At 68.4% G+C, this 19,045-nt stretch carries 16 protein-coding genes; 11 read left to right on the forward strand and 5 right to left on the reverse strand.

Annotated features, from left to right (window positions below; all coding sequences use genetic code 11):
• Positions 1-38 precede the first annotated feature (38 nt).
• The 10 genes from L0C60_RS09010 to L0C60_RS09055 all read left to right on the forward strand — a co-directional run bounded on the left by L0C60_RS09010 (position 39) and on the right by L0C60_RS09055 (position 13,584).
• On the forward strand, positions 39-2,570 hold the full coding sequence (locus L0C60_RS09010) for an AMP-binding protein (RefSeq protein WP_234505305.1): 2,532 nt from the start codon (positions 39-41) through the stop codon (positions 2,568-2,570).
• Complete coding sequence (gene acs / locus L0C60_RS09015) at positions 2,548-4,431, forward strand: acetate--CoA ligase (RefSeq protein WP_234505302.1); 1,884 nt, start codon at positions 2,548-2,550, stop codon at positions 4,429-4,431. The genes L0C60_RS09010 and acs overlap by 23 nt, the downstream gene beginning before the upstream one ends.
• A gap of 208 nt (positions 4,432-4,639) precedes the next feature.
• Positions 4,640-4,891, forward strand: coding sequence for a DUF4212 domain-containing protein (locus L0C60_RS09020; RefSeq protein ID WP_234505299.1), 252 nt, complete (start codon positions 4,640-4,642; stop codon positions 4,889-4,891).
• A gap of 9 nt (positions 4,892-4,900) precedes the next feature.
• Positions 4,901-6,571: a sodium:solute symporter family protein gene (locus L0C60_RS09025; protein ID WP_243092681.1), complete on the forward strand. Its 1,671-nt coding sequence runs from the start codon at positions 4,901-4,903 to the stop codon at positions 6,569-6,571.
• Positions 6,572-6,631: 60 nt separating this feature from the next.
• On the forward strand, positions 6,632-7,003 hold the full coding sequence (locus tag L0C60_RS09030) for a hypothetical protein (protein WP_234505279.1): 372 nt from the start codon (positions 6,632-6,634) through the stop codon (positions 7,001-7,003).
• Positions 6,957-8,705 carry a DUF294 nucleotidyltransferase-like domain-containing protein gene (locus L0C60_RS09035; protein WP_234505276.1) on the forward strand — a complete coding sequence of 583 codons (1,749 nt, stop codon included), beginning with the start codon at positions 6,957-6,959 and terminating at the stop codon, positions 8,703-8,705. Before L0C60_RS09030 ends, L0C60_RS09035 begins: the two co-directional genes overlap by 47 nt.
• Complete coding sequence (locus L0C60_RS09040; protein WP_234505273.1) at positions 8,702-8,878, forward strand: hypothetical protein; 177 nt, start codon at positions 8,702-8,704, stop codon at positions 8,876-8,878. The genes L0C60_RS09035 and L0C60_RS09040 overlap by 4 nt, the downstream gene beginning before the upstream one ends.
• Entirely contained in the window at positions 8,875-11,373 is a 2,499-nt protein-coding gene (locus L0C60_RS09045; protein ID WP_234505270.1) for an ATP-binding protein, read from the forward strand. Before L0C60_RS09040 ends, L0C60_RS09045 begins: the two co-directional genes overlap by 4 nt.
• Positions 11,351-11,710: a response regulator transcription factor gene (locus L0C60_RS09050; protein WP_234505267.1), complete on the forward strand. Its 360-nt coding sequence runs from the start codon at positions 11,351-11,353 to the stop codon at positions 11,708-11,710. The genes L0C60_RS09045 and L0C60_RS09050 overlap by 23 nt, the downstream gene beginning before the upstream one ends.
• Entirely contained in the window at positions 11,707-13,584 is a 1,878-nt protein-coding gene (locus tag L0C60_RS09055; protein WP_234505265.1) for a 3'-5' exonuclease, read from the forward strand. Before L0C60_RS09050 ends, L0C60_RS09055 begins: the two co-directional genes overlap by 4 nt.
• Here L0C60_RS09055 and purD read toward each other — a convergent pair.
• The 5 genes from purD to L0C60_RS09080 are packed head-to-tail and all read right to left on the reverse strand — an operon-like array spanning position 13,581 to position 17,925.
• A complete protein-coding gene (gene purD / locus L0C60_RS09060; RefSeq protein ID WP_234505263.1) occupies positions 13,581-14,828 on the reverse strand; it encodes a phosphoribosylamine--glycine ligase in 1,248 nt (415 codons plus the stop codon). The two genes, L0C60_RS09055 and purD, sit on opposite strands and share 4 nt — an antisense overlap.
• Positions 14,825-15,697: a phosphoribosylglycinamide formyltransferase gene (gene purN / locus L0C60_RS09065; RefSeq protein ID WP_234505261.1), complete on the reverse strand. Its 873-nt coding sequence runs from the start codon at positions 15,695-15,697 to the stop codon at positions 14,825-14,827. The genes purD and purN overlap by 4 nt, the downstream gene beginning before the upstream one ends.
• Positions 15,698-16,597: an MBL fold metallo-hydrolase gene (locus L0C60_RS09070; protein ID WP_234505259.1), complete on the reverse strand. Its 900-nt coding sequence runs from the start codon at positions 16,595-16,597 to the stop codon at positions 15,698-15,700.
• Positions 16,591-17,385: a fumarylacetoacetate hydrolase family protein gene (locus tag L0C60_RS09075; RefSeq protein WP_234505257.1), complete on the reverse strand. Its 795-nt coding sequence runs from the start codon at positions 17,383-17,385 to the stop codon at positions 16,591-16,593. The genes L0C60_RS09070 and L0C60_RS09075 overlap by 7 nt, the downstream gene beginning before the upstream one ends.
• Positions 17,386-17,394: 9 nt before the next feature.
• Entirely contained in the window at positions 17,395-17,925 is a 531-nt protein-coding gene (locus tag L0C60_RS09080) for a glycerol-3-phosphate acyltransferase (protein ID WP_234505255.1), read from the reverse strand.
• A gap of 84 nt (positions 17,926-18,009) precedes the next feature.
• Between L0C60_RS09080 and L0C60_RS09085 the strand changes: the two genes are divergently transcribed.
• Positions 18,010-19,044 carry a substrate-binding domain-containing protein gene (locus L0C60_RS09085; RefSeq protein WP_234505253.1) on the forward strand — a complete coding sequence of 345 codons (1,035 nt, stop codon included), beginning with the start codon at positions 18,010-18,012 and terminating at the stop codon, positions 19,042-19,044.
• Position 19,045 lies beyond the last annotated feature (1 nt).

Raw genomic sequence — 19,045 nt, forward strand, 5'->3', positions numbered from 1 at the left:
TGACAGGGAAGGGCCTACCAAGGGCAAGATGGGGGCAGATGGCCAAGAAGCGAAGCCTCTCCACCGTCCAGGCCGCCTTGCGCATCCTGGCCTACCTGGCGGAGCACCCCGAGGGGGTAGAGGTGAAGGAGGTGGCCCGCCTCCTGGGGAAAAGCCTTTCCACCGCCTACGCCCTTCTCAATAGCCTGGTGGAGGAAGGCTTCGCCGTTAAAGGGGAAAGGGGCTACCGCCTAGGAAGCGCCAAGCCCCTGAGGGTGGAGACCACGCCCTTGGAGGAGGCCCTCGAGGAGCTTTACCTGCGCACGCGGGAGCGCTGCTACCTGGCCCTCCTCACCCCCGAAGGGGTGCGGCTCAAGACCCGGGGGCGGCAGGGCCAGCCCCACCCCTTGGGGGAAACCCTCCCCGAGGAGGCCCACGCCCTGGCCCTGGGCAAGGTCCTCCTGGCCTTCCACGCCCTGCCCCTCCCCCCTCTCCGCCCCCGCACCCCCTATACCCTCACGGACCCCTTGGCCCTGGAGGAGGAGCTCAAACGGGTGCGGGAATCGGGCCTGGCGGCGGAGATGGAGGAGTACGCCTTGGGGCTTTCCGCCTTGGCCGCCCCCCTTTTTGGCCCAGGCGGGGAGCTCCTCGGGGCCTTGGGCGTGGTGGTGCCGGCCCGGCGCTTCCCCTTCGCCTTTAGCCGCCTGGCCCGGGCCCTTTCCGAGGTGGCCCAGGTTTCCCCTTACCTCAAGCCCCCCGAGCCCCCAAGCCTCGCCCCGCCCCCGGAGGGGAGCTTCCGGGTGGAGGTGGTGGACCCTCCCCCAGGGCTCAAGGAGAAGGCCAACCTGCAGGACTTCGCCGCCGCCTACCGGGAGGCCCTCGAGGACCCCGAGGGCTTCTTTGGCCCCTTCGCCCGGGCGTTCTTCTGGGAAAAGCCCTGGGAAAAGGCCTACGACCCCGAAAGCCGCCGCTGGTTCCAAGGGGGGCTCACCAACGCCGCCCTAAACGCCCTGGACCGCCACCTCCCGGAAAGGGCCCAACAGGTGGCCCTCCTCACCCTGGACGGGGAAGGGCGCCTGGAAAAGTGGACCTACCGGGAACTCAAGGAGCTCTCCGCCCGCCTGGCGGGCCTCCTTTGGGGTTTAGGGGTCCGGCCCGGGGACCGGGTGGCCCTCTACATGCCCACAGGGGCCGAGGCTGCCTTAGCCCTTTTGGCCCTGGCCCGCATAGGAGCGGTGCACGTGGCCTTGCCCGTGGGCCTTGGACCTGAGGCCTTAAGGGAAAGGCTTCTCCAAAGCCAGGCCCGCCTCCTCCTCGCCGCCGACGGCTACTACCGCAGGGGGCAACTGGTCCCCTTGCGCCCCGTGGTGGAGGCGGCCATAGCGGGGCTAGACCTCCCCGTGCTCTGGCACGCGCGGGGGAGCACGGAGTTTTGGGAAAGGGTTTCGGAAGGGAGGCCGGTGGACCCCGTGCCCGTGCCCGCCCACCACCCCCTCTTCCTCCTCCACACCTCGGGCTCCACGGGGAAGCCCAAGGGCGTGGTCCACGGCCACGGGGGGTACATGGTGGGGGTGGCCTGGGCCCTCCGCTACCTCTTTGACCTGAAACCGGGGGAGGTCTTCCACACCACCGCCGACCTCTTCTGGGTGGTGGGCCATTCCTTCGGCCTCTACGCCCCCCTTTTCCTTGGGGGAACGAGCCTCCTGGCGGAAGACCGGCCCGACCACCCAAGCCCCGCCGCCTTCTACGAGCGCCTGGCCCGGCTTGGGGTGGACGTCCTCCTCACCTCCCCCACCCTGCTCCGCACCCTAAGGCGCCACGGGGAGGCCAGGCCCACGGGCCTGCGCCTGGTGGGGAGCGTGGGGGAGGCCTTGGCCCCGGAGGTGTGGCGCTGGACCCGGGAGAACCTGGCCTGGCCCGTGGACAACTGGTGGCAGACGGAGCTAGGGGCCCCGGCCCTCGCCACCCCCCTCACCCTTTCCGCCAAGCCGGGCTTCGTGGGGGTGCCCCTGCCCGGGGTGGAGGCCCGGGTGGTGGACGAGCGGGGCGAGGTCCTCCCCCCGGGGGCCAAGGGGCACCTGGTCCTCCTCCGGGCGGGCCCCGCCCAGCTGGTGGACCTCCTTGGAGGGGGAAACCCCTGGCAGGGGGGGCTTTACTGGACCGGGGACCTGGCGGTGATGGACGAGGAGGGGTATTTCCGCATCCTGGGGCGCTCGGAGGAGGTGATCAAGGTGGGGGAAGCCAGGCTCGGCACCGCCGAGGTGGAGGCCGCCGCCCTCACCCACCCCCAGGTGGCGGAGGCGGCGGCCATTGGGGTCCCGGGGGAAGAGGGGGAGGAGATCGTGGTCTTCGTGGTGCCCAAGCAGGCGGTACCCGAGGAGCTCAAACCCCTCCTGGCGGAAAAGCTCAAGGCCCACCTCCTGCGCCACCTGGGCCCCGTGCCCCCGCCCCGGGTCCTCTTCGCCGAAAGCCTCCCCCGCACCCGGAGCGGCAAGATCCTGCGGCGCCTCTTAAAGGCGGAGCTTTTGGGCCTAGACCCGGGGGACACCTCGGGACTGGAGGAAAGCTATGGCGGTGGAAAAACTCCTTAGGGCGGAAGAAAGGCTTTGGGCCCCAGAACCCTTGCGGCAAGCGGCCAACCTGAAGGACCTCGCTGCGGAGTACCGGCGGAGCCTGGAAGACCCCGAGGGCTTCTGGGGGGAGTGGGCGAAGCGGTTCTACTGGGAGAAGCCCTTCCAGAAGGTCCTGGAGTGGCACCTCCCCGAGCACCGCTGGTTCCTGGAGGGCACCACCAACGCCGTCTACAACGCCCTGGAGCGCAACGTGGAGCGGGGCCTGAGGAACAAGGTGGCCCTCCTCTACCTCTCCGAGGACGGCCGGGAAGCGAAGCTCACCTACGGGGAACTCCTGGACCGGGTGCGCCGCCTGGCCACGGCGCTTAAAGGGCTTGGGGTGGGCAAGGGGGACCGGGTGGTGATCTACATGCCCCTCACCCTGGAGGGGGTCATCGCCATGCTGGCCGTGGCCTACCTGGGGGCCATCCACAGCGTGGTCTACGCCGGGCTCGGGGTGGCGGCCTTGAGGGAGCGCATCCTGGATGCCGGGGCCAAGCTCCTCATCGCCGGGGACGTGAGCTACCGGAGGGGGAAGGGCGTGGACCTCCGGTCCATCGTGGAGGAGGCCATTCGGGACCTTCCCCTGAAGGTCATCTGGTTCCAACGGGCCTACCGGGCGGAGCTTCCCGAGGGGCATTACGACCTCCACGAGCTCCTCTGGAACACCCCCCCGGAGGCCCGGGCGGAGATGGTGGAGGCGGAACACCCCCTCTTCATCCTCTACACCTCGGGCTCCACGGGCAAACCCAAGGGGGTGGTCCACGTCCACGGGGGCTACATGGTGGGCACCACCTACCACCTGCGCACCTTCTTTGACGTGAAGGACGAGGACGTCTTCTGGGCCACCAGCGACATCGGCTGGATCGTGGGCCACTCCTACATCGTCTACGCCCCCCTCTTGGAAGGCATCACCTCCGTGCTCCGGGAAGGGGCCCCGGACTACCCCGACCCCGGGGCCTTCTGGCAGGTGGTGGAGCGGTACCGGGTGAACGTGATGTTCACCGCCCCCACGGCGGTGCGGCTTTTCATGAAGTACGGCCCCGAGTGGCCCAAGCGGTACGACCTCTCCTCCTTGCGCCTCCTCGCCGTGGCGGGCGAGCCCCTAAACCCCGAGGCCCTGCGCTGGGCCTACGCCCACCTGGTGGAGGGGGGCCAGCGGGGCTTCGTGGCGGACAACTGGTGGCAGACGGAGCTGGGCGGGCCCACCCTGGGCACCCCCCTCGCCCTTCCCGCCAAGCCGGGGTTTGCCGGGGTAGCCTTGCCGGGGGTGGAGGCCTTGGTGGTGGACGAGGAGGGGAAGCCCGTCCCCCCGGGGCAAGGGGGGCTTTTGGCGCTCAAAAGGCCCTTCCCCCACATGATGCGCACCGTCTGGGGCAACCACGAGCGCTACCTCCAGTACTGGCGCGAGGTGCCGGGAGGGGTCTACGCCGCCGGGGACGTGGCGGTGATGGACGAGGAGGGTTATTTCAGCATCCTGGGCCGGGCGGACGACGTCCTCAACGTGGCCGGCCACCGCATCGGCACCGCGGACGTGGAGAGCGCCTTGGTTTCCCACCCGGCGGTGGCGGAGGCGGCGGTGATCGGCGTGCCCGACCCCCTGAAGGGGGAGGCCATCAAGGCCTTCGTGGTGTTGCGCGCCGGGCAAACCCCTTCGGAGGAGCTAAGGGAAAGCATCGTGCAGCACGTGCGCAGGGAGTTGGGGCCCATCGCCACCCCCAGCGAGGTGGTCTTCCTGGAGAAGCTCCCCAAGACGCGCTCGGGGAAGATCCTGCGCCGCCTCCTCAAAGCCCAGGAACTGGGCAAGGACCCCGGGGACCTCTCCACCCTGGAGGAGTAGCCTCCTCTCCTCACCTCCCCACCCCCTCGAGGGGGTGGGTTTTGGCTTCCTAGCCCCCCTTCTCCCCGGGGAAACCCTGGCTTTTGCGCATGGTCGCAAAGCCCCCGTTTCTTGACACCCCCCTCATCCTTCCCTAAGATTGCCGCTAACCGCGAGGGAAGCTTTGCTGGCGGAAGCGCGTACCGCTTCCCAAGCGGGGGAGGGAGTTATGAGCGGGCTAGAAGCTTACTGGAAGGAAAACCTAAACCTTATCCGAAACCTCCTCATCATTTGGGCTTTGGTTGGCTATGTCTTGGGCATCCTCTTGGCAGAACCCCTCAACGCCATCCGCCTCTTCGGCGGCCCCCCCTTGGGGTTTTGGATCGCCCAGCAGGGGAGCATCTACGTGTTTGTGATCCTCATCTTCTACTACGCCTACCGCATGGCCGCTTTGGACCGGAAGTACGGCTTTGAGGACTAGGAGGTTGGTATGACCGCGGAAGTTTGGACTTGGATCATCGTACTCCTCACCTTCGCCCTCTACCTGGGCATCGGCTACTGGGCCCGCGTGCGGGAGACCACGGGGTTCTACGTGGCAGGCCGCGGCGTACCCCCCGTGGCCAACGGGGCCGCCACCGCCGCCGACTGGATGTCGGGGGCGAGCTTCATCTCTATGGCAGGCCTCATCTCCTTCCTCGGGTTTGACGGGGCGGTGTACCTCATGGGCTGGACGGGAGGGTACGTCCTCCTCGCCCTCCTCCTCGCCCCTTACCTGCGCAAGTACGGCAAGTTCACCGTGCCCGAGTTCGTGGGGGACCGGTACTACTCCAACGTGGCCCGGGTGGTGGCGGTGATCTCCGCCCTCTTCGTTTCCTTCGTGTACGTGGTGCCCCAGCTCCGGGGCGTGGGCATCGTCCTTTCCCGCTATCTAGGGGTGGATGTGGCCACGGGCGTGTGGGCCGCCGTTTTGGTCACCGCCTTCATCGCCGTAATCGGTGGGATGAAGGGCATCACCTGGACCCAGGTGGCCCAGTACACCGTGCTCATCATCGCCTACCTCATCACCGGCATCGCCCTCGCCAACCTCCTCACGGGAAACCCCATCCCCCAGCTCGCCTTCACCTTCTCAGACTTCGCTGTGCGGCTTAGCCAACTGCAGGTGGAACTTGGCCTCAACGAATATGTCAAGCCCTTCCAAAGCCTGAGCCAGCTCAACGTCTTCCTCATCACCCTAACCCTCATGGTGGGTACGGCCGGCCTACCCCACGTGATCATCCGTTTCTACACCGTGCCCAAGGCCTCCGACGCCCGCTGGAGCGCCGGGTGGGCCCTCCTCTTCATCGCCCTTCTCTACACCACCGCCCCCGCTGTGGCCGTCTTCTCCAAGTACAACCTCCTGAACACCTTGGCCAACAAGCCGGTGGAGGAAGTGCAGCAGATTGACTGGGTGCAGAAGTGGAGCAAGACGGGCCTTCTCAAGCTGGAGGACAAAAACGGGGACGGCATCTACCAAATCACCGCTAGCCGCGACACCAACGAGATCACCATTGACCGGGACATCATCGTCCTCTCCACCCCCGAGGTGGCGAAGCTTTCCCCCATCGTGGTAGGCCTGGTGGCGGCAGGCGGCCTGGCGGCGGCGCTTTCCACAGCGGCGGGGCTTCTCATCGTCATGGCCAGCGCCATCTCCCACGACCTCTACACCCGCATCATCAACCCCCAGGCCTCGGAGACCACCAAGCTCACCATCGCCCGGGTGGTGATCCTCCTGGTCACGGTCCTCGCAGCCCCCTTTGGCATCAACCCGCCCGCCTTCATCGCCCAGCTGGTGGCCTTTGCCTTCGGGCTTGCCGCCAGCACCTTCTTCCCCGCCATCCTCCTGGGCATCTTTGACCGCAGGATGAACACCCAGGGGGCGGTGGCCGGGATGCTCGTAGGGCTGATCTTCACCGCCACCTACATCGTGGGCACGAACTACCTGGGCTGGCCCCGCTTCGTCTTCGGTATCTCCCCGGAGGGCATCGGCACCGTGGGCATGCTCCTCAACTTCCTGGTAGCCTACCTGGTCTCCCGGGCCACGCCCCCGCCCCCCGCAGAGATCCAGAAGCTGGTGGACGAGATCCGCGTGCCCAAAGGGGCGGGCCAGGCGGCAGAGCACTAAGGCCAAACCCCCCGGGGCTCCCCGGGGGGTTTTCCTTTTGGCCTCACCCTAGAATGAAGTATGGTACTTGGCTACCTCCGCTTTTACCTGGGAAGCTTGACGGCCCTCTTCCTCTTCTACCTAGGGGGCCACTACGCCCTGGGCCTTCCCTTCCCCACCCCCGGCTTCCTCCTGCGCCTTGCCCTCGCGGCCCTGATAGGCATGGGCCTTGGCGTTTTTTACCACCGGCTTTGGCCCCTTCCCCCGCCAGGCCTAGGGCGCGTGGTGCGGCTTTTCGTCCTTCTGCCCCCTGCCTTTGTCCTGGGCTTAGGGCTGACCCTAGCCCTGGGCGGGCAGGCGGCCTACCACTTCCTGGTCCCCCTCCTCGCCTGGCTCACCCCGGATTATGGACCCAAGAACGGTCCCACCCCTGAACGCCCTTCCCGAGGCTGAACGGGAAGCCCTCCTTCAAGAGGCCAGGGAGGAGCGCCACCCCCCAGGCACCCCTTTCCTGGAGCAAGGGGGAAGGCCGGCCCGGGCGGTCTACCTGGTCCTGGAAGGAGAGGTGGCCCTCCGGGACGGGGAAAGGGAGGTGGACACCCTGGAGCCCGGGGAGTTTTTCGGGTTCCCGTCCCTCCTTTCCGGGGAGCCCCCGGCGTTTAGCGTGGTGGCCAAGACCCCGGTGCGCCTCCTATGTTTCCCCGAGGAGAGCTTCCGCAAGCTCCTCGCCTACCCCGAGGCCGCCCGCTTCTTCGGGCAGGGGCTGGTGGAACGGGTACGGCTTAGGGCCCTGCCCGACCTCTCCCTCTTCGCCCCCGTGGGGCGGCTCGTGCGGCGAAAGCCCGTCTTCATCGCCCCGGAGGCCCCGGTGCAGGAGGCGGCGAGGAGGATGCGGGAGGAGGGCATAAGTAGCCTCCTGGTGGCCTCGGACCCCCCGGGCATCCTCACGGACCGGGACCTGAGAAACCGGGTGCTGGCGGAGGGCCTTCCCCCCTCCACGCCCGTGGCGGCGGTGATGACCGCTCCCCTCTTCGCCCTGCCGGCGGATACCCCCCTTTACGAGGCGGTGGCGGCCATGGTGGAGCGGGGGATCCACCACCTGCCCCTCACGGAAGGGGGGAAGTTGGTGGGCGTGGTCACCCACACGGACCTTCTCCTTCACCAGGCGCAAAGCCCCCTTCTCCTCCTGCGGCGGATTGAGCGCCTGGAGCTCGCCCGTTATAGCGCCGAGGTGGCCCACCTGGTGGAGGGGCTTTTTCAAAAGGGCCTCGAGGCCCTGGAGATCGGTCGGGTGGTGGCCTCCTTGAACGATGCCCTGATCCGGCGCCTGGTGAAGGAGGCGGAAGCGGCCTTAGGGCCACCCCCTATCCCCTATAGCTTCATGGTCTTCGGCTCGGAAGGCCGAAAGGAGCAAGCCCTCCTCACCGACCAAGACAACGCCTTGGTCCTGGCGGAAGGAGGGCACGAGGCCTACTTCCAGGCCCTGGCGGAGCGGGTGGTGGGGGGGCTTTTGCAGGCGGGGATCCCCGAGTGCAAAGGGGGCTACATGGCCACCCGCTGGCGCATGCCCCTGGCGGACTGGATCGCCACCTTCCGCCGCTTCATGGAAACCCCCGAGCCCCAGGCCCTCCTGGAAACCCAGATCTTCTTTGACTTCCGGAGCGCCGCCGGGGCCCTTTCCCTGAAACCCCTGGAGGAAGCCATTCTGGAAGGGGCCAAGCGGGGGGTCTTCCTCTACCACCTGGCCCGGGCCAGCCTGGAGTTCCGCCCCCCCTTGGGCTTCCTGGGCCGGGTGCGCACGGAAGAAGGCTTTATAGACCTCAAGCGCTCCGCCCTCGCCCCCATCGTGTCCCTGGCGAGGCTTTACGCCCTCCTGGCGGGAAGCGCCGCCAAGGGCACGGTGGAAAGGCTACGCATAGCGGCGGAAGCGGGGACGCTAAGCCGGGAAGGGGCGGAAAGGCTGGAGGAGGCCTTCCGCTTCTTCTTCGGCCTGCGGCTCGCCCACCAGCTCAAGGCCTTCCGGGAAGGGAGGCCCGTGGAGAACCGGGTGCTCTGGACCGCCCTCTCCGCTGGGGAAAAACGGCGGGCCCTCGAGGGGTTTAGGGCCATCCAGGAAATCCAGGAGAGCACGGCAAGCCGCTTTAACCTGCGATGAAGGAAAAAGCCTTTGCCCTTTTCCTCCTCGCCCTCTTCCTCTTCACCCTGCCCCTAAGCCTCCTCTTCCGGGGGGTGGAGGGGCCTTTGGGGCTTCCCCCCCTTTACCTCTACCTCTTCGGGGCCTGGGCCTTGGTGGTCTTTCTGGCCTTTCTCCTCTTCCGCCGGCCATGAGCCCTTGGACGCTTCTTTTAGGCCTTTTCCTCTACCTCGGCCTCCTCTTCCTGGTGGCCCTGTGGGGGGAAGGCCGCCCGCGCCTCACGCAAAGCCCTTGGGTCTACGCCCTCTCCCTGGCGGTCTACGCCACCGCCTGGACTTTCCTGGGGAGCGCCGGCCGGGCGGCCACGGAGGGGGCCACCTTCCTCCCCATCTACCTGGGCCCCACCCTCACCCTCCTCCTCTGGCCCTGGCTCCACGGGAGGCTCCTCGCCCTGGCCAAGACCCACCGCCTCACCTCCTGGGCGGACTTCCTCCACCTCCGCTACGGCCCCGGGCCCCTAGCCCCCCTGGCGGCGGGGTTTTTGGTGGTGGGGCTTTTGCCGTACCTGGCCCTGCAGCTTAAGGCCATCGCCCAAGCCTTCCTCTTCCTAAGCGGGGAAAAGGCTCCCCTGGCGGACGTGGCCCTCCTCACCGCCCTTCTCCTCGCCCTCTTCGCCATCCTCTTCGGCACCCGCCGCCTGGACCCCTCGGAGCGCCACCCGGGCCTGGTCCTGGCGGTGGCCTTTGAGTCCTTGGTGAAGCTCTTCGCCCTCCTCCTGGTGGGCGCCTTCGTCCTCCTGAGCCTGGGAAACCCCTTTCCCCTCGCCCAAGCCCGCCCCGACCTCCACCCCCTCCTCCTGCCCCCCGAGGGGCTTTCCGGGCACCTCGCTTGGGTGAGCCTGGTGGCGCTTTCCGCCCTCGCCTTCCTCTTCCTGCCCCGGCAGTTCCACGTGGGGGTGGTGGAAAGCCAAGACCCCAGCCACCTGCCCAAGGCCGCCTGGGCCTTCCCCCTCTACCTCCTCCTCATCAACCTGCCCATCCTCCCCTTGGCCCTCTGGGGAAGGCTTCTTTTGCCCGGGGAAAACCCCGACCTCTACGTCCTCGCCCTGCCCCTTCTTGCGGGAAACCCCTGGGTGGCCTTCCTGGCCTTCTTGGGGGCGGTTTCCGCCGCCACGGCCATGGTGGTGGTGGAGGGGCTTGCCCTTTCCATCCTGCTTTCCAACCACCTCCTCTCCCCCCTCCTCCTGCGCTACCGGGCCCTGGGAAGCCTCCTCCTTTGGCGAAGGCTCGCCATCCTCTTCGTGATGCTCCTCGCCTACCTCTACTTCCGCCTGGCGGGGGAGGCCTACGCCCTGGTGGGCATGGGGCTCATCTCCTTCGTGGCCGTGACCCAGCTGGCCCCGGCGGCCCTCCTCGGCCTCTACTGGAAAGGGGCCACGGGCACAGGGGCCTTGGCGGGGCTCGTGGCCGGGATCCTCCTCTGGGCCTACACCCTCTTCCTGCCCGCCCTGGCCCGCTCGGGCTGGCTTCCCCAGGCCTTCCTGGAAGGCCCCCACCCCCTCCTGCGCCCGGAGGGGCTCTTGGGCCTAAAGGGCCTAGACCCCATCACCCACGGCTTTTTGGTGAGCTTTGGGGTAAACCTGGCCCTTACCCTGGGCATCTCCCTTTTTAGCCGGGGAAGACCCCAACGGGAAGGGCGCACCGGGGAGGTGGGGGCGCTCGCCGCCCTTTTGGAAAGGGTCTTGGGCCGGGAGGCGGCGGAGGGTTTCCTGAGGGAAGCCCAGGGGCTTTCGGGGAGGGAGGCCGCCCTGCGGGCCGAAGCCCTCCTCTCCTCCGCCATCGGCCCGGCCACGGCGAGGCTCCTACTCCTTTCCGTCACGCAAAAGGCCCCCGGGGAAGAGGGCTACACCCCCCTCCTGGAGGAGGCGGCCCGCGAGTCCAAGGAGGTGCGGGCCTACGCCCAAGCCCTGGAGGCGGCAAGGCGGGAGCTGGCCGAGGCCTACGAGCGGCTCAAGGCCCTGGACCAAGCCAAGGACGAGCTCCTTTGGGCGGTTTCCCACGAGCTCAAGACCCCCCTCACCGCCGTGCGGGCCCTGGCGGAGATCCTGCGGGACCACCCGGACCTCCCGGAGGAGGAAAAAGGGCGCTTCACCGCCCTCCTGGCCAAGGAAACGGAAAGGCTTTCCCGCCTGGTGGAGGAAATCCTGGCCTACGCCAGGCTCCAGGCAAACCCCGCCTTGGAGAAGCGGCCCACGGACCTAAAGGCCTTGGCGGAGGAGGCCCTAAGCCTCGCCGAACCCCTGGCCCGGGAGCGGGGAATTAGACTGGAAAGGGCCTTGACCCCACTCTTCACCCACACCGACCGGGACCGGGTTCTCCAGGTGCTCCTCAACCTCCTCACCAACGCCGTGCGCCACGCCAAAAGCCGGGTACGCCTGGAGCTTGCCCCAAAAGGGCAAGAAGCCCTTTTCCGCGTCCTGGACGATGGCCCTGGGGTCCCGGCGGAAGCCCGGCCCCGGATCTTTGAGCCCTTCCAAAGCCTTTCGGGCGGCACGGGGCTTGGCCTTTACCTGGCAAGGCGCCTTGCCGAGGCCTTGGGGGGAAGGCTTTACCTGGAGGAAGGGGAAGGCGGGGCCTTCGCCTTTACCTTGCCCTTGGAGGTGGCGGATGCGGGTTCTCTTGGTGGATGACGAGGAGAGCATCTTGGTGCCCCTAGAGTTTCTCCTGCGCAAGGCAGGGTACGAGGTGGCCTTGGCCAAGACGGGAGAGGAGGCCCTCGAGGCGGTGGAGCGAGGCCCCGTGGACCTGGTGGTCTTAGACCTGATGCTCCCTGGCCTAGACGGCTTCGCCGTCCTGGAGCGCCTAAAAGCCCGCCCAAGCCCCCCCAAGGTCCTGGTCCTCACCGCCCGGGGCCGGGAGGCGGACCGGGCCAAGGCGGAGGCCCTGGGGGCGGAGGGGTTTTTGGGCAAGCCCTTCGCCACGGAGGACTTCCTCGCCCGGGTGCGGGGGCTCTTGGAGGGGGCATGAGGGAGGCCCTGCGCTTTTTGGGCGCCCTCCTCTTGGGCCTCCTCCTGGTGGGGGGGACGGTGGGGGCGGGGCTTTTCCTCCTCCTCCAAGGGGAGGAGGCCCTGGCACGGGAACTCCTCCGGGTGGCCCAGGAGAAGGCCTTTCTCCTCCTCTTCCTGGGCCTCCTCTTCGCCCTGGTGCTGGCCGCCCTCCTCCACCCCCTTTTCCTGGGGTACCTGGCCGCCACCCGGGCCCTGGGCCAGGAGGCGGAGGTCCTCCTGGCCCATCCCGGCCACCGCCTGCGCCTCAAGGGACCCTTTGAGCTTCAGGCCTTGGCCAGGCTCATCAACCGCCTGGCCGAGGAAAAGGAAGCCCTGGAAAAGGAGGTGGAAACCCGCATCGCCGAGGCCAAGGCCCTCTTGGAGCGGGAGCGGGAAATCCTGGCCGCCCTCATCGCCCACCTGCCCCAAGGGGTGGTGCTGGCAAGCCCAAAGGGCCAGGTCCTCCTCTACAACCCCCCGGCCCGCAGGCTCCTTGGGGAAGGGCTAGGGGCGGGCAAGAGCCTCTTCGGCCTCCTAGACCGGGGGCTCCTGGCCCACGCCCTGGCCCTCCCCGAGGAGCGCTTCCTCACCCAAGGGCCCAGGGGGCCCCTGCGCCTCCAGGCGGTGGCCTTGGCGGAAGGGGGCTTTCTGCTCCTTTTGGAAGAGGCGCAGGAGGAGGGGGAGCTAAAGGAGGCCACCTTGCACCGCTTAAGGGACAAGCTGGCGGGGCTTAGGGCCATGGTGGAGGCCTTGGCGGAGGAGGTGCCCCACCCCCTCCTCGCCCAAGCCCGGGCCACGGCGGAGGCCCTTTCCCACCTGGTGGAAGCGCTCAAGGCCCCGGCGCAGGTGGAGGAGGTGCGGGCGGAAGACCTCCTTTCCCTTTTGGCGGAGGCCCTGGAGCGGGAGGCGGGGCTTTCCCCGGGGTTTGCCCTAAGGGAAGGGGCCGAGGGGTTTTTGGTGCAAGCGGACACCTACGCCCTGGCCCGGGGCCTCGCCGCCACCTTGGGAAACGAGGAGGAGGTCTTTCTGGAAGGGGCACGGCAAGGGGGTCTCTTCCGCCTCACCCTAAGCTTCCCCCACCCCGCCCCAAAGCCCCACCCCCTCCTGCAGGAGGCGGTGGAGGCCGCCCGGGGAAGCCTTTGGCGGGAGGGTGGCCGGCTTCACCTCCTCCTCCCGGCCAGGGAAGCGCCAAGCCTCCCCGTCCCCCAAGGACCCCCACCCCGGGCCGAGGTGGTGGACCCCGCCCTGCTCCAGGTGCCGGAGGCCCTGGAGGAGGCCCCCTTGGAGGGCCTCCTCTACACCGCCTTTGACCTGGAGACCACCGGCCTAGACCCGGAAAAGGACGCCATCATCGCCCTAGGGGCGGTGCACGTGCTGGGGCGAAAGGTGCTCTACCAGGAAACCTTTGAGGCCCTGGTGGACCCCGGGCGCCCCGTCCCCAAGGCGGCCACGGAGGTGCACGGCCTCACCTGGGAGATGCTTAAGGGCAAGCCCAGGCTGGAAGAGGTCCTCCCCGCCTTCAAGGCCTTCCTGGAGGACACGGTGCTCCTGGCCCACAACGGGGCCTTTGACCTGGCCTTTCTGCGGAAGGTGGGGGTGGGGGAGCCCCCCTTGGTGGACACCCTCCTCCTCGCCCACCTCCTCTTCCCCGACCTCAAGGACCACCGCCTCGAGGCCCTGGCGGAGCGCTTCGGGGTCCCCGTGCTCGGCCGGCACACCGCCCTCGGGGACGCCCTCATGACCGCGGAGGTCTTCGCCCGCATGGTGCCCCTCCTGAAGGAGAAGGGCTACGCCACCCTGGGAGCGGTGCTTTCCGCCTGCAAGCGGCTCCCCCTGGCCCGGCTCAAGTACTAGCGGGCCCTAAGGGCCTTCTGCCCAATGTCCTTCCGGTAGACCGCCCCCGGGAAGCCCACCCGCGGGATGAAGGCGTAGGCCCGGGCCAGGGCCTCCTCCAGGTCCTTCCCCAGGCCCACCACGTTCAAAACCCTCCCCCCAGTGGAAAGAAGCCGCCCCCCCTCCCACCGGGTGCCCGCATGGAAGACCAGGACCCCTTCCGGGGGCTCGGGCACGTGGAGGGGGATGCCCTTTTTGGGGGCCTCGGGGTAGCCGGGGGCGGCCAGGACCACGCAGGCGGCGGCCCCTTCCTTCCAAGAAAGCTCGGTTCCCGCAAGCCTTCCCTCCGCCACCCTAAGGGCGAGCTCCACCAGGTCGCTTCGCAAGAGGGGAAGCAACGCCTGCGCCTCGGGGTCGCCGAAGCGGGCGTTGAACTCCAGGACCTTGGGGCCCTCCCGGGTGAGCATGAGCCCGGCGTAGACCACCCCCCGGTAGACCACCCCTTCCGCCCGGAGGCCCCGGATTAAGGGCTTCAGGATCTCCTCCTCCACCCGGCGCAGGGTGGCGGTGTCCATGGGGTACGGGGCCACCGCCCCCATCCCCCCGGTCATGGGGCCCTGGTCCCCGTCCAGGAGGCGCTTGTGGTCCTGGGAAGGGAGGAGGGGAAGGATGGTCTCCCCGTCGGTGAGGGCGAGCACCGTGGCCTCCTCCCCCTCCAGGTACTCCTCTATCACCACCTCCCCCCCCTCGGGGCCCGAGAGGAGGTTGAGGACCGCCTGCTTGGCCTGGTGTAGGTCAAAGGCCACCGTGACCCCTTTGCCGGCGGCGAGCCCCGAGTCCTTCACCACGATGGGCACCCCCACCTCCTCCAGGTACTCCAGGGCCTCGAGGGCCTCGGTGAAGACCCGGTAGCGGGCCGTGGGGATGCCGTGGCGCTCCATAAGCCCCTTGGCGAAGGCCTTGGAGCCCTCAATCATGGCCGCCTTCTGCGTGGGGCCGAAGATCTTCAGGCCCCGCTCCAAGAAGGCATCGGCAATCCCCTCCACCAAGGGGGCCTCGGGCCCCACCAGGGTGAGGTCTATGCCCTCCGCCAAGGCCCAGTCCGCCAAAGCCTCCACGTCCCCATTCCAAGGGACGAGCTCCGCCAAGGCCGCCATCCCGGCGTTGCCGGGGGCAGCGTACAGCTTCTCCACCAGCGGGCTTTCCGCCGCCTTCCAAAGGAGGGCGTGCTCCCGCCCCCCGCCGCCCACCACCAGAACCCTCATAGGGGGGATTCTACCCGCTCCCAAAGCGCCAAGGCCGCCCCTCCCACCTCGGGCAGGCGGGCAAGCTCCTCCCGCAGGGGCAGGTGGGGCGCGGCGAGGAGGTGGGCGAGGAGAAAGGCCCCCCGCACCCAAGGGTTGCGGGAGGCGGCGAAGGCCTCGGGCCAAAGCTCTTCCTTGCCCCAAAGGGCCAGGGCGGAAAGGGCCCGGGCGTAAAGGGCCCGCTCCCTAGGGGGCAGGGCGTAAAGGGCTTCCCGAAAGGCCAAGAAGGCCTCGGGGGGCCGGGCCAGGCCCAAGAGCAGGAGGCGCACCGCCCTGGGGTAAAGCCAGTGCTCCAGGCGGAGAACCCGGGCCTCCACCTCCTCCTCCCGGTCCCCAGGCAGGACGGGCACCCGCCCCTGGAGGACGATGGGCCCCGTGTCCACCCCTTGGTCCACGAAGTGGACCGTGGAGCCCGTTTCCTTTTCCCCCGCCTCCAGGACCCGCCGGTGCACGTGGAGGCCGGGGTAATCGGGGAGGAGGGAAGGGTGGATGTTGAGGAGGCGGCCATACCACCCTTCCACGAAGCCCGGGGAGAGGAGGCGCATGAAGCCGGCGAGGAGGACCACGTCCACCTCCATGGCCCGCAAAAGGGCCTGGGCCTCCCCCTCAAAGGCCTTCCGTCCCCGCCAGGGAAGGGCCTCCGCCCGCACCCCCCGCCTCCTGGCCCGCTCCAGGGCAGGGGCCTCGGGGTTGTCGGAGAGGACGAGGACCACCTCCCCCAAGGGGTTCCCAGGGGGGAAGGCCTGAAGCAGGGCCTCCAGGTTCGTCCCCCGCCCGGAGGCCAGGACCGCCATCCGGGCCCTCTGGCCCAGGGGAAAGGGCCAGGCCATCTAGCCCTCCAGGGCCTCGGGGTGGTGTTTCTGCCAGTAGCGCACCAGCCCCTGCAGGTTCATGTAAGGGGGGTCGGCGAGCTCGTAAAGGCGCATCCCCGCCTCGTCCACCCCCGCCCGCTTCAGGCCCTCCCGCCAGTAGGCCTCAAAGCGCCGGGTCATCTCCTCTTGGGAGAGGCCTTCCTTAAGGCGGCTTAGCGTAAAGCCCGCCCAATCCTCCAGGACCTGGCGCAGGGCGAGAAGGTGCGCCTCCACGTCCCGGTACGCCCCGAAGTGGGTGAGGTAGAGGGCCTCGGGGCGCAGGGAGAGGAGGCGGTCCAAGGAGGCGTACCAGCTTTCCAGGTGGATGTCCGGGGGGGGCGTGGGGGGAAGCACCGGCCCCGGGGCGATGCGCACCCCGGCGATGTCCCCGGCGAAGACCACCCCCTCCACCCGGTAGGCGTGGTGGTGGGAGGCGTGGCCCAGGGTTTCCAAGGCCTGCACCTTCACCCCGCCCAGGTCCACCACCTCCCCGTCCTCGAGGGCCCGCACCCTTTCCGGGGGGATGCCCTTTAGCTCCCCCCAGAGGGGCTTAAGGAGCGCCCCATAGATGCGCTCCGCCGAGGCCAAAAGCTTGGAGGGGTCCACCAGGTGAGGGGCCCCCTTGGGGTGGACGTAGACCGTGGCCCCAAGCTCGGCCAGGCGCCAGGCGGCCCCGGCGTGGTCCAGGTGGATGTGGGTGACGAAGACGTGGCGCACCGCCTCGGGCTCCACCCCGTGAGCCCTTAAGCCTTCCACCAGGCGGGGATAGGTGCTTTCGGGGCCCGTTTCTATCAGGACGGGCCCTTGGGGGGTATCCAGGAGGAAACTGGCGATCACCCTCTCCGCCCCCTGGAACCCCAGGTCCAACACCCTCACCACGGCCGCTCCTCCTTGGGGCCGATGCGGGTGTGGAGGGTGCCTACGCCCTCCACCGCCACCTCGAGGCGGTCCCCAGGCTCCAGGGCCCCCACCCCTTCCGGGGTTCCGGTGAGGACCACGTCCAAGGGCTCCAGGGTCATGAAGGTGGAGATATAGGAGAGGATCTCCGCCACGCTAAAGATCATCTGGGAGGTGTGCCCCTCCTGCCGAAGCTCCCCGTTCACGTAGGTGCGGATCCAGACGTTCTGGGGGTCCAGATCGGTTTCCAGCCAAGGCCCCAAGGGCAGGAACTTATCGGCGCTTTTGGCCCGCACCCACTGCAGGTCCTTCTTCTGGGCGTCCCGGGCGGTGATGTCCACGGCCGCGGTATACCCGAGGACGTGGTCCAAGGCCTTTTCCGGAGGGACGTTGCGCATCCGGTCCCCCACCACCACGGCGAGCTCCCCCTCGTAGTGGAGCTCCCCCGTGAAGAAGGGGTAGGGCACCGCATCCCCCGTGTTCCAGGGGTCCATGGGGTTGCCCGGGTGGGCCAGGGCGTTCGGGGCCTTGAGGAAGAGCCCGGGCTCCTGGGGGAGGTCGTGGCCGAAATCGTGCCCCATCTCCCGGATGTGCTCCCTGTAGTTTCGCCCCACGCAGACGATCTTGCTCGGGGTCGCCGGCACCAGAAGCCGGACCGAGGCCAAATCGTAGCGCCTGCCCGTGGGGTTCCCCCCGGGGCCATCGGTTTCCAAGACCACTTCCCCTTCCAGGATGCCCCAGCTCCCGCCGTTAAACCTCAGGATCTTCATGCCCCAAAGCTACCACCTTCCCTTCAGGATTTGTAGGCCCCTCAAGGCCACCACCAGGGCCACCAGCAACACCGCAAGCCGGCCCTCCCCGGGCACCTCCAGGAAAAAGACCAGGTAGCCGAAAAGGGCCCCAAAGGGGATGGGGTAAACCCCCCGCCTCCTCCGCCACCAAAGGAGATGGTAGACGCCCGCCACCAGGAGGGCGAAAAGGGCGGAAAGAAGGGCCTCCTGTGGGAACCATACCAGGAAGAAGCCCAAGGAGGGGGCGATGCCCCCGCCCCCCCGGAAGCGGAAAAAAAGGGGCCAGGTGTGCCCCGCCACCACCGCCGCCCCAGCCCAGGGGCGCCAAGCCTCAGGGGTCAAAAACCCCACCAAGGCCCCTTTGCCCACGTCAAAGAGCACCACCCCAAGGGCGGCCCAGGGCCCCTTCTGCCGGAAAACCCCCGAACCCCCCGGAAGGTCCTTTCCCCGCACCTCCGGAAAGAAGAGAAGCCCCCCCACCAAGGAGCCCAGGAGGTAGGCCAAGAGCACGTACCCCATGCCCCCATTCTTGCAAAAGGCCTCCCGTTGCCCTATCCTGAGGATGGAAGTTTCCATGAAGCGCTTCCACCCAGGTGCCAGGCCATGAGAAAGAAGAAGCCCACCATCCACGAGGTGGCCGCCCGGGCCGGCGTGGGCCTGGGCACGGTGAGCCGGGTGCTCAACAACCACCCTGCGGTGCGCCCGGAAACCCGGGCCCGGGTCCTAAGGGCCATGGAGGAACTGGGCTACACCCCTAACCCCCACGCCCGCCGGATCGCCGGGGGCAGGAGCTACACGGTGAGCGTCCTCCTCCCCTTCGTGGCCACGGAGTTCTACCGCAGGCTCATAGAGGGAATAGAGAGCGTCCTCCTGGAAAAGCGCTACGACCTGGCCCTTTTCCCCATCCTCTCCGAGGCCAGGCTCAGGCGCTATTTGGAGAGCCACACCCTGGCCTACCTCACGGACGGCCTCATCCTCGCCTCCTACGACCTCACGGAGCACTTTGAAGGGGGAAAGCTCCCCACGGATCGGCCCGTGGTCCTGGTGGACACCAAAAACCCCCGGTACGACTCCGTCTACCTGGACAACTTCCTGGGCGGGCACATGGCGGGCACCTACCTGGCCCGCTTCCCCGGGGCCATCTTCGCCGTGAAGGTGGAGGAGGAGCCCGACCGCGCCTTCCGCCACACGGTCTTCGCCGAGCGCATGGCGGGGTTTTTGGAGGCGCTAAAGGAGCGGGGCAGGCCTTTCCCGGAGGACCACCTCTACACCACCCGCCTCTCCCCCGAAGGGGGGCGGCTTGCCCTCCGTCACTTCCTGGAGAAGAGCTCCCCGCCCCTCAACGTCTTCGCCGGGGCCGACCAGGTGGCCCTGGGGGTCATGGAGGAGGCGGAAAGGCTCGGCCTCACCCTGGGCAAGGAGGTGCGGGTCCTAGGGTTTGACGGCCACCCCTTCGCCGAGGAGGTGGGGCTTTCCACCATCGCCCAGCCCGTGGAGGCCATGGGGGCGAAGGCGGCGCAACTCCTCCTGGAAAGGATGCAAGGGTACGCCGGCCCCCCAAGGGAGGTACGCTTTGAGCCCCTCCTCATTGAAAGGGCCTCCACCGGAACCCCGCCCGCCGTGCCCTACGTGCCCTAAG

It is taken from the genome of Thermus hydrothermalis (genome assembly GCF_022760925.1).
Classification (GTDB): Bacteria; Deinococcota; Deinococci; order Deinococcales; family Thermaceae; genus Thermus; species Thermus hydrothermalis.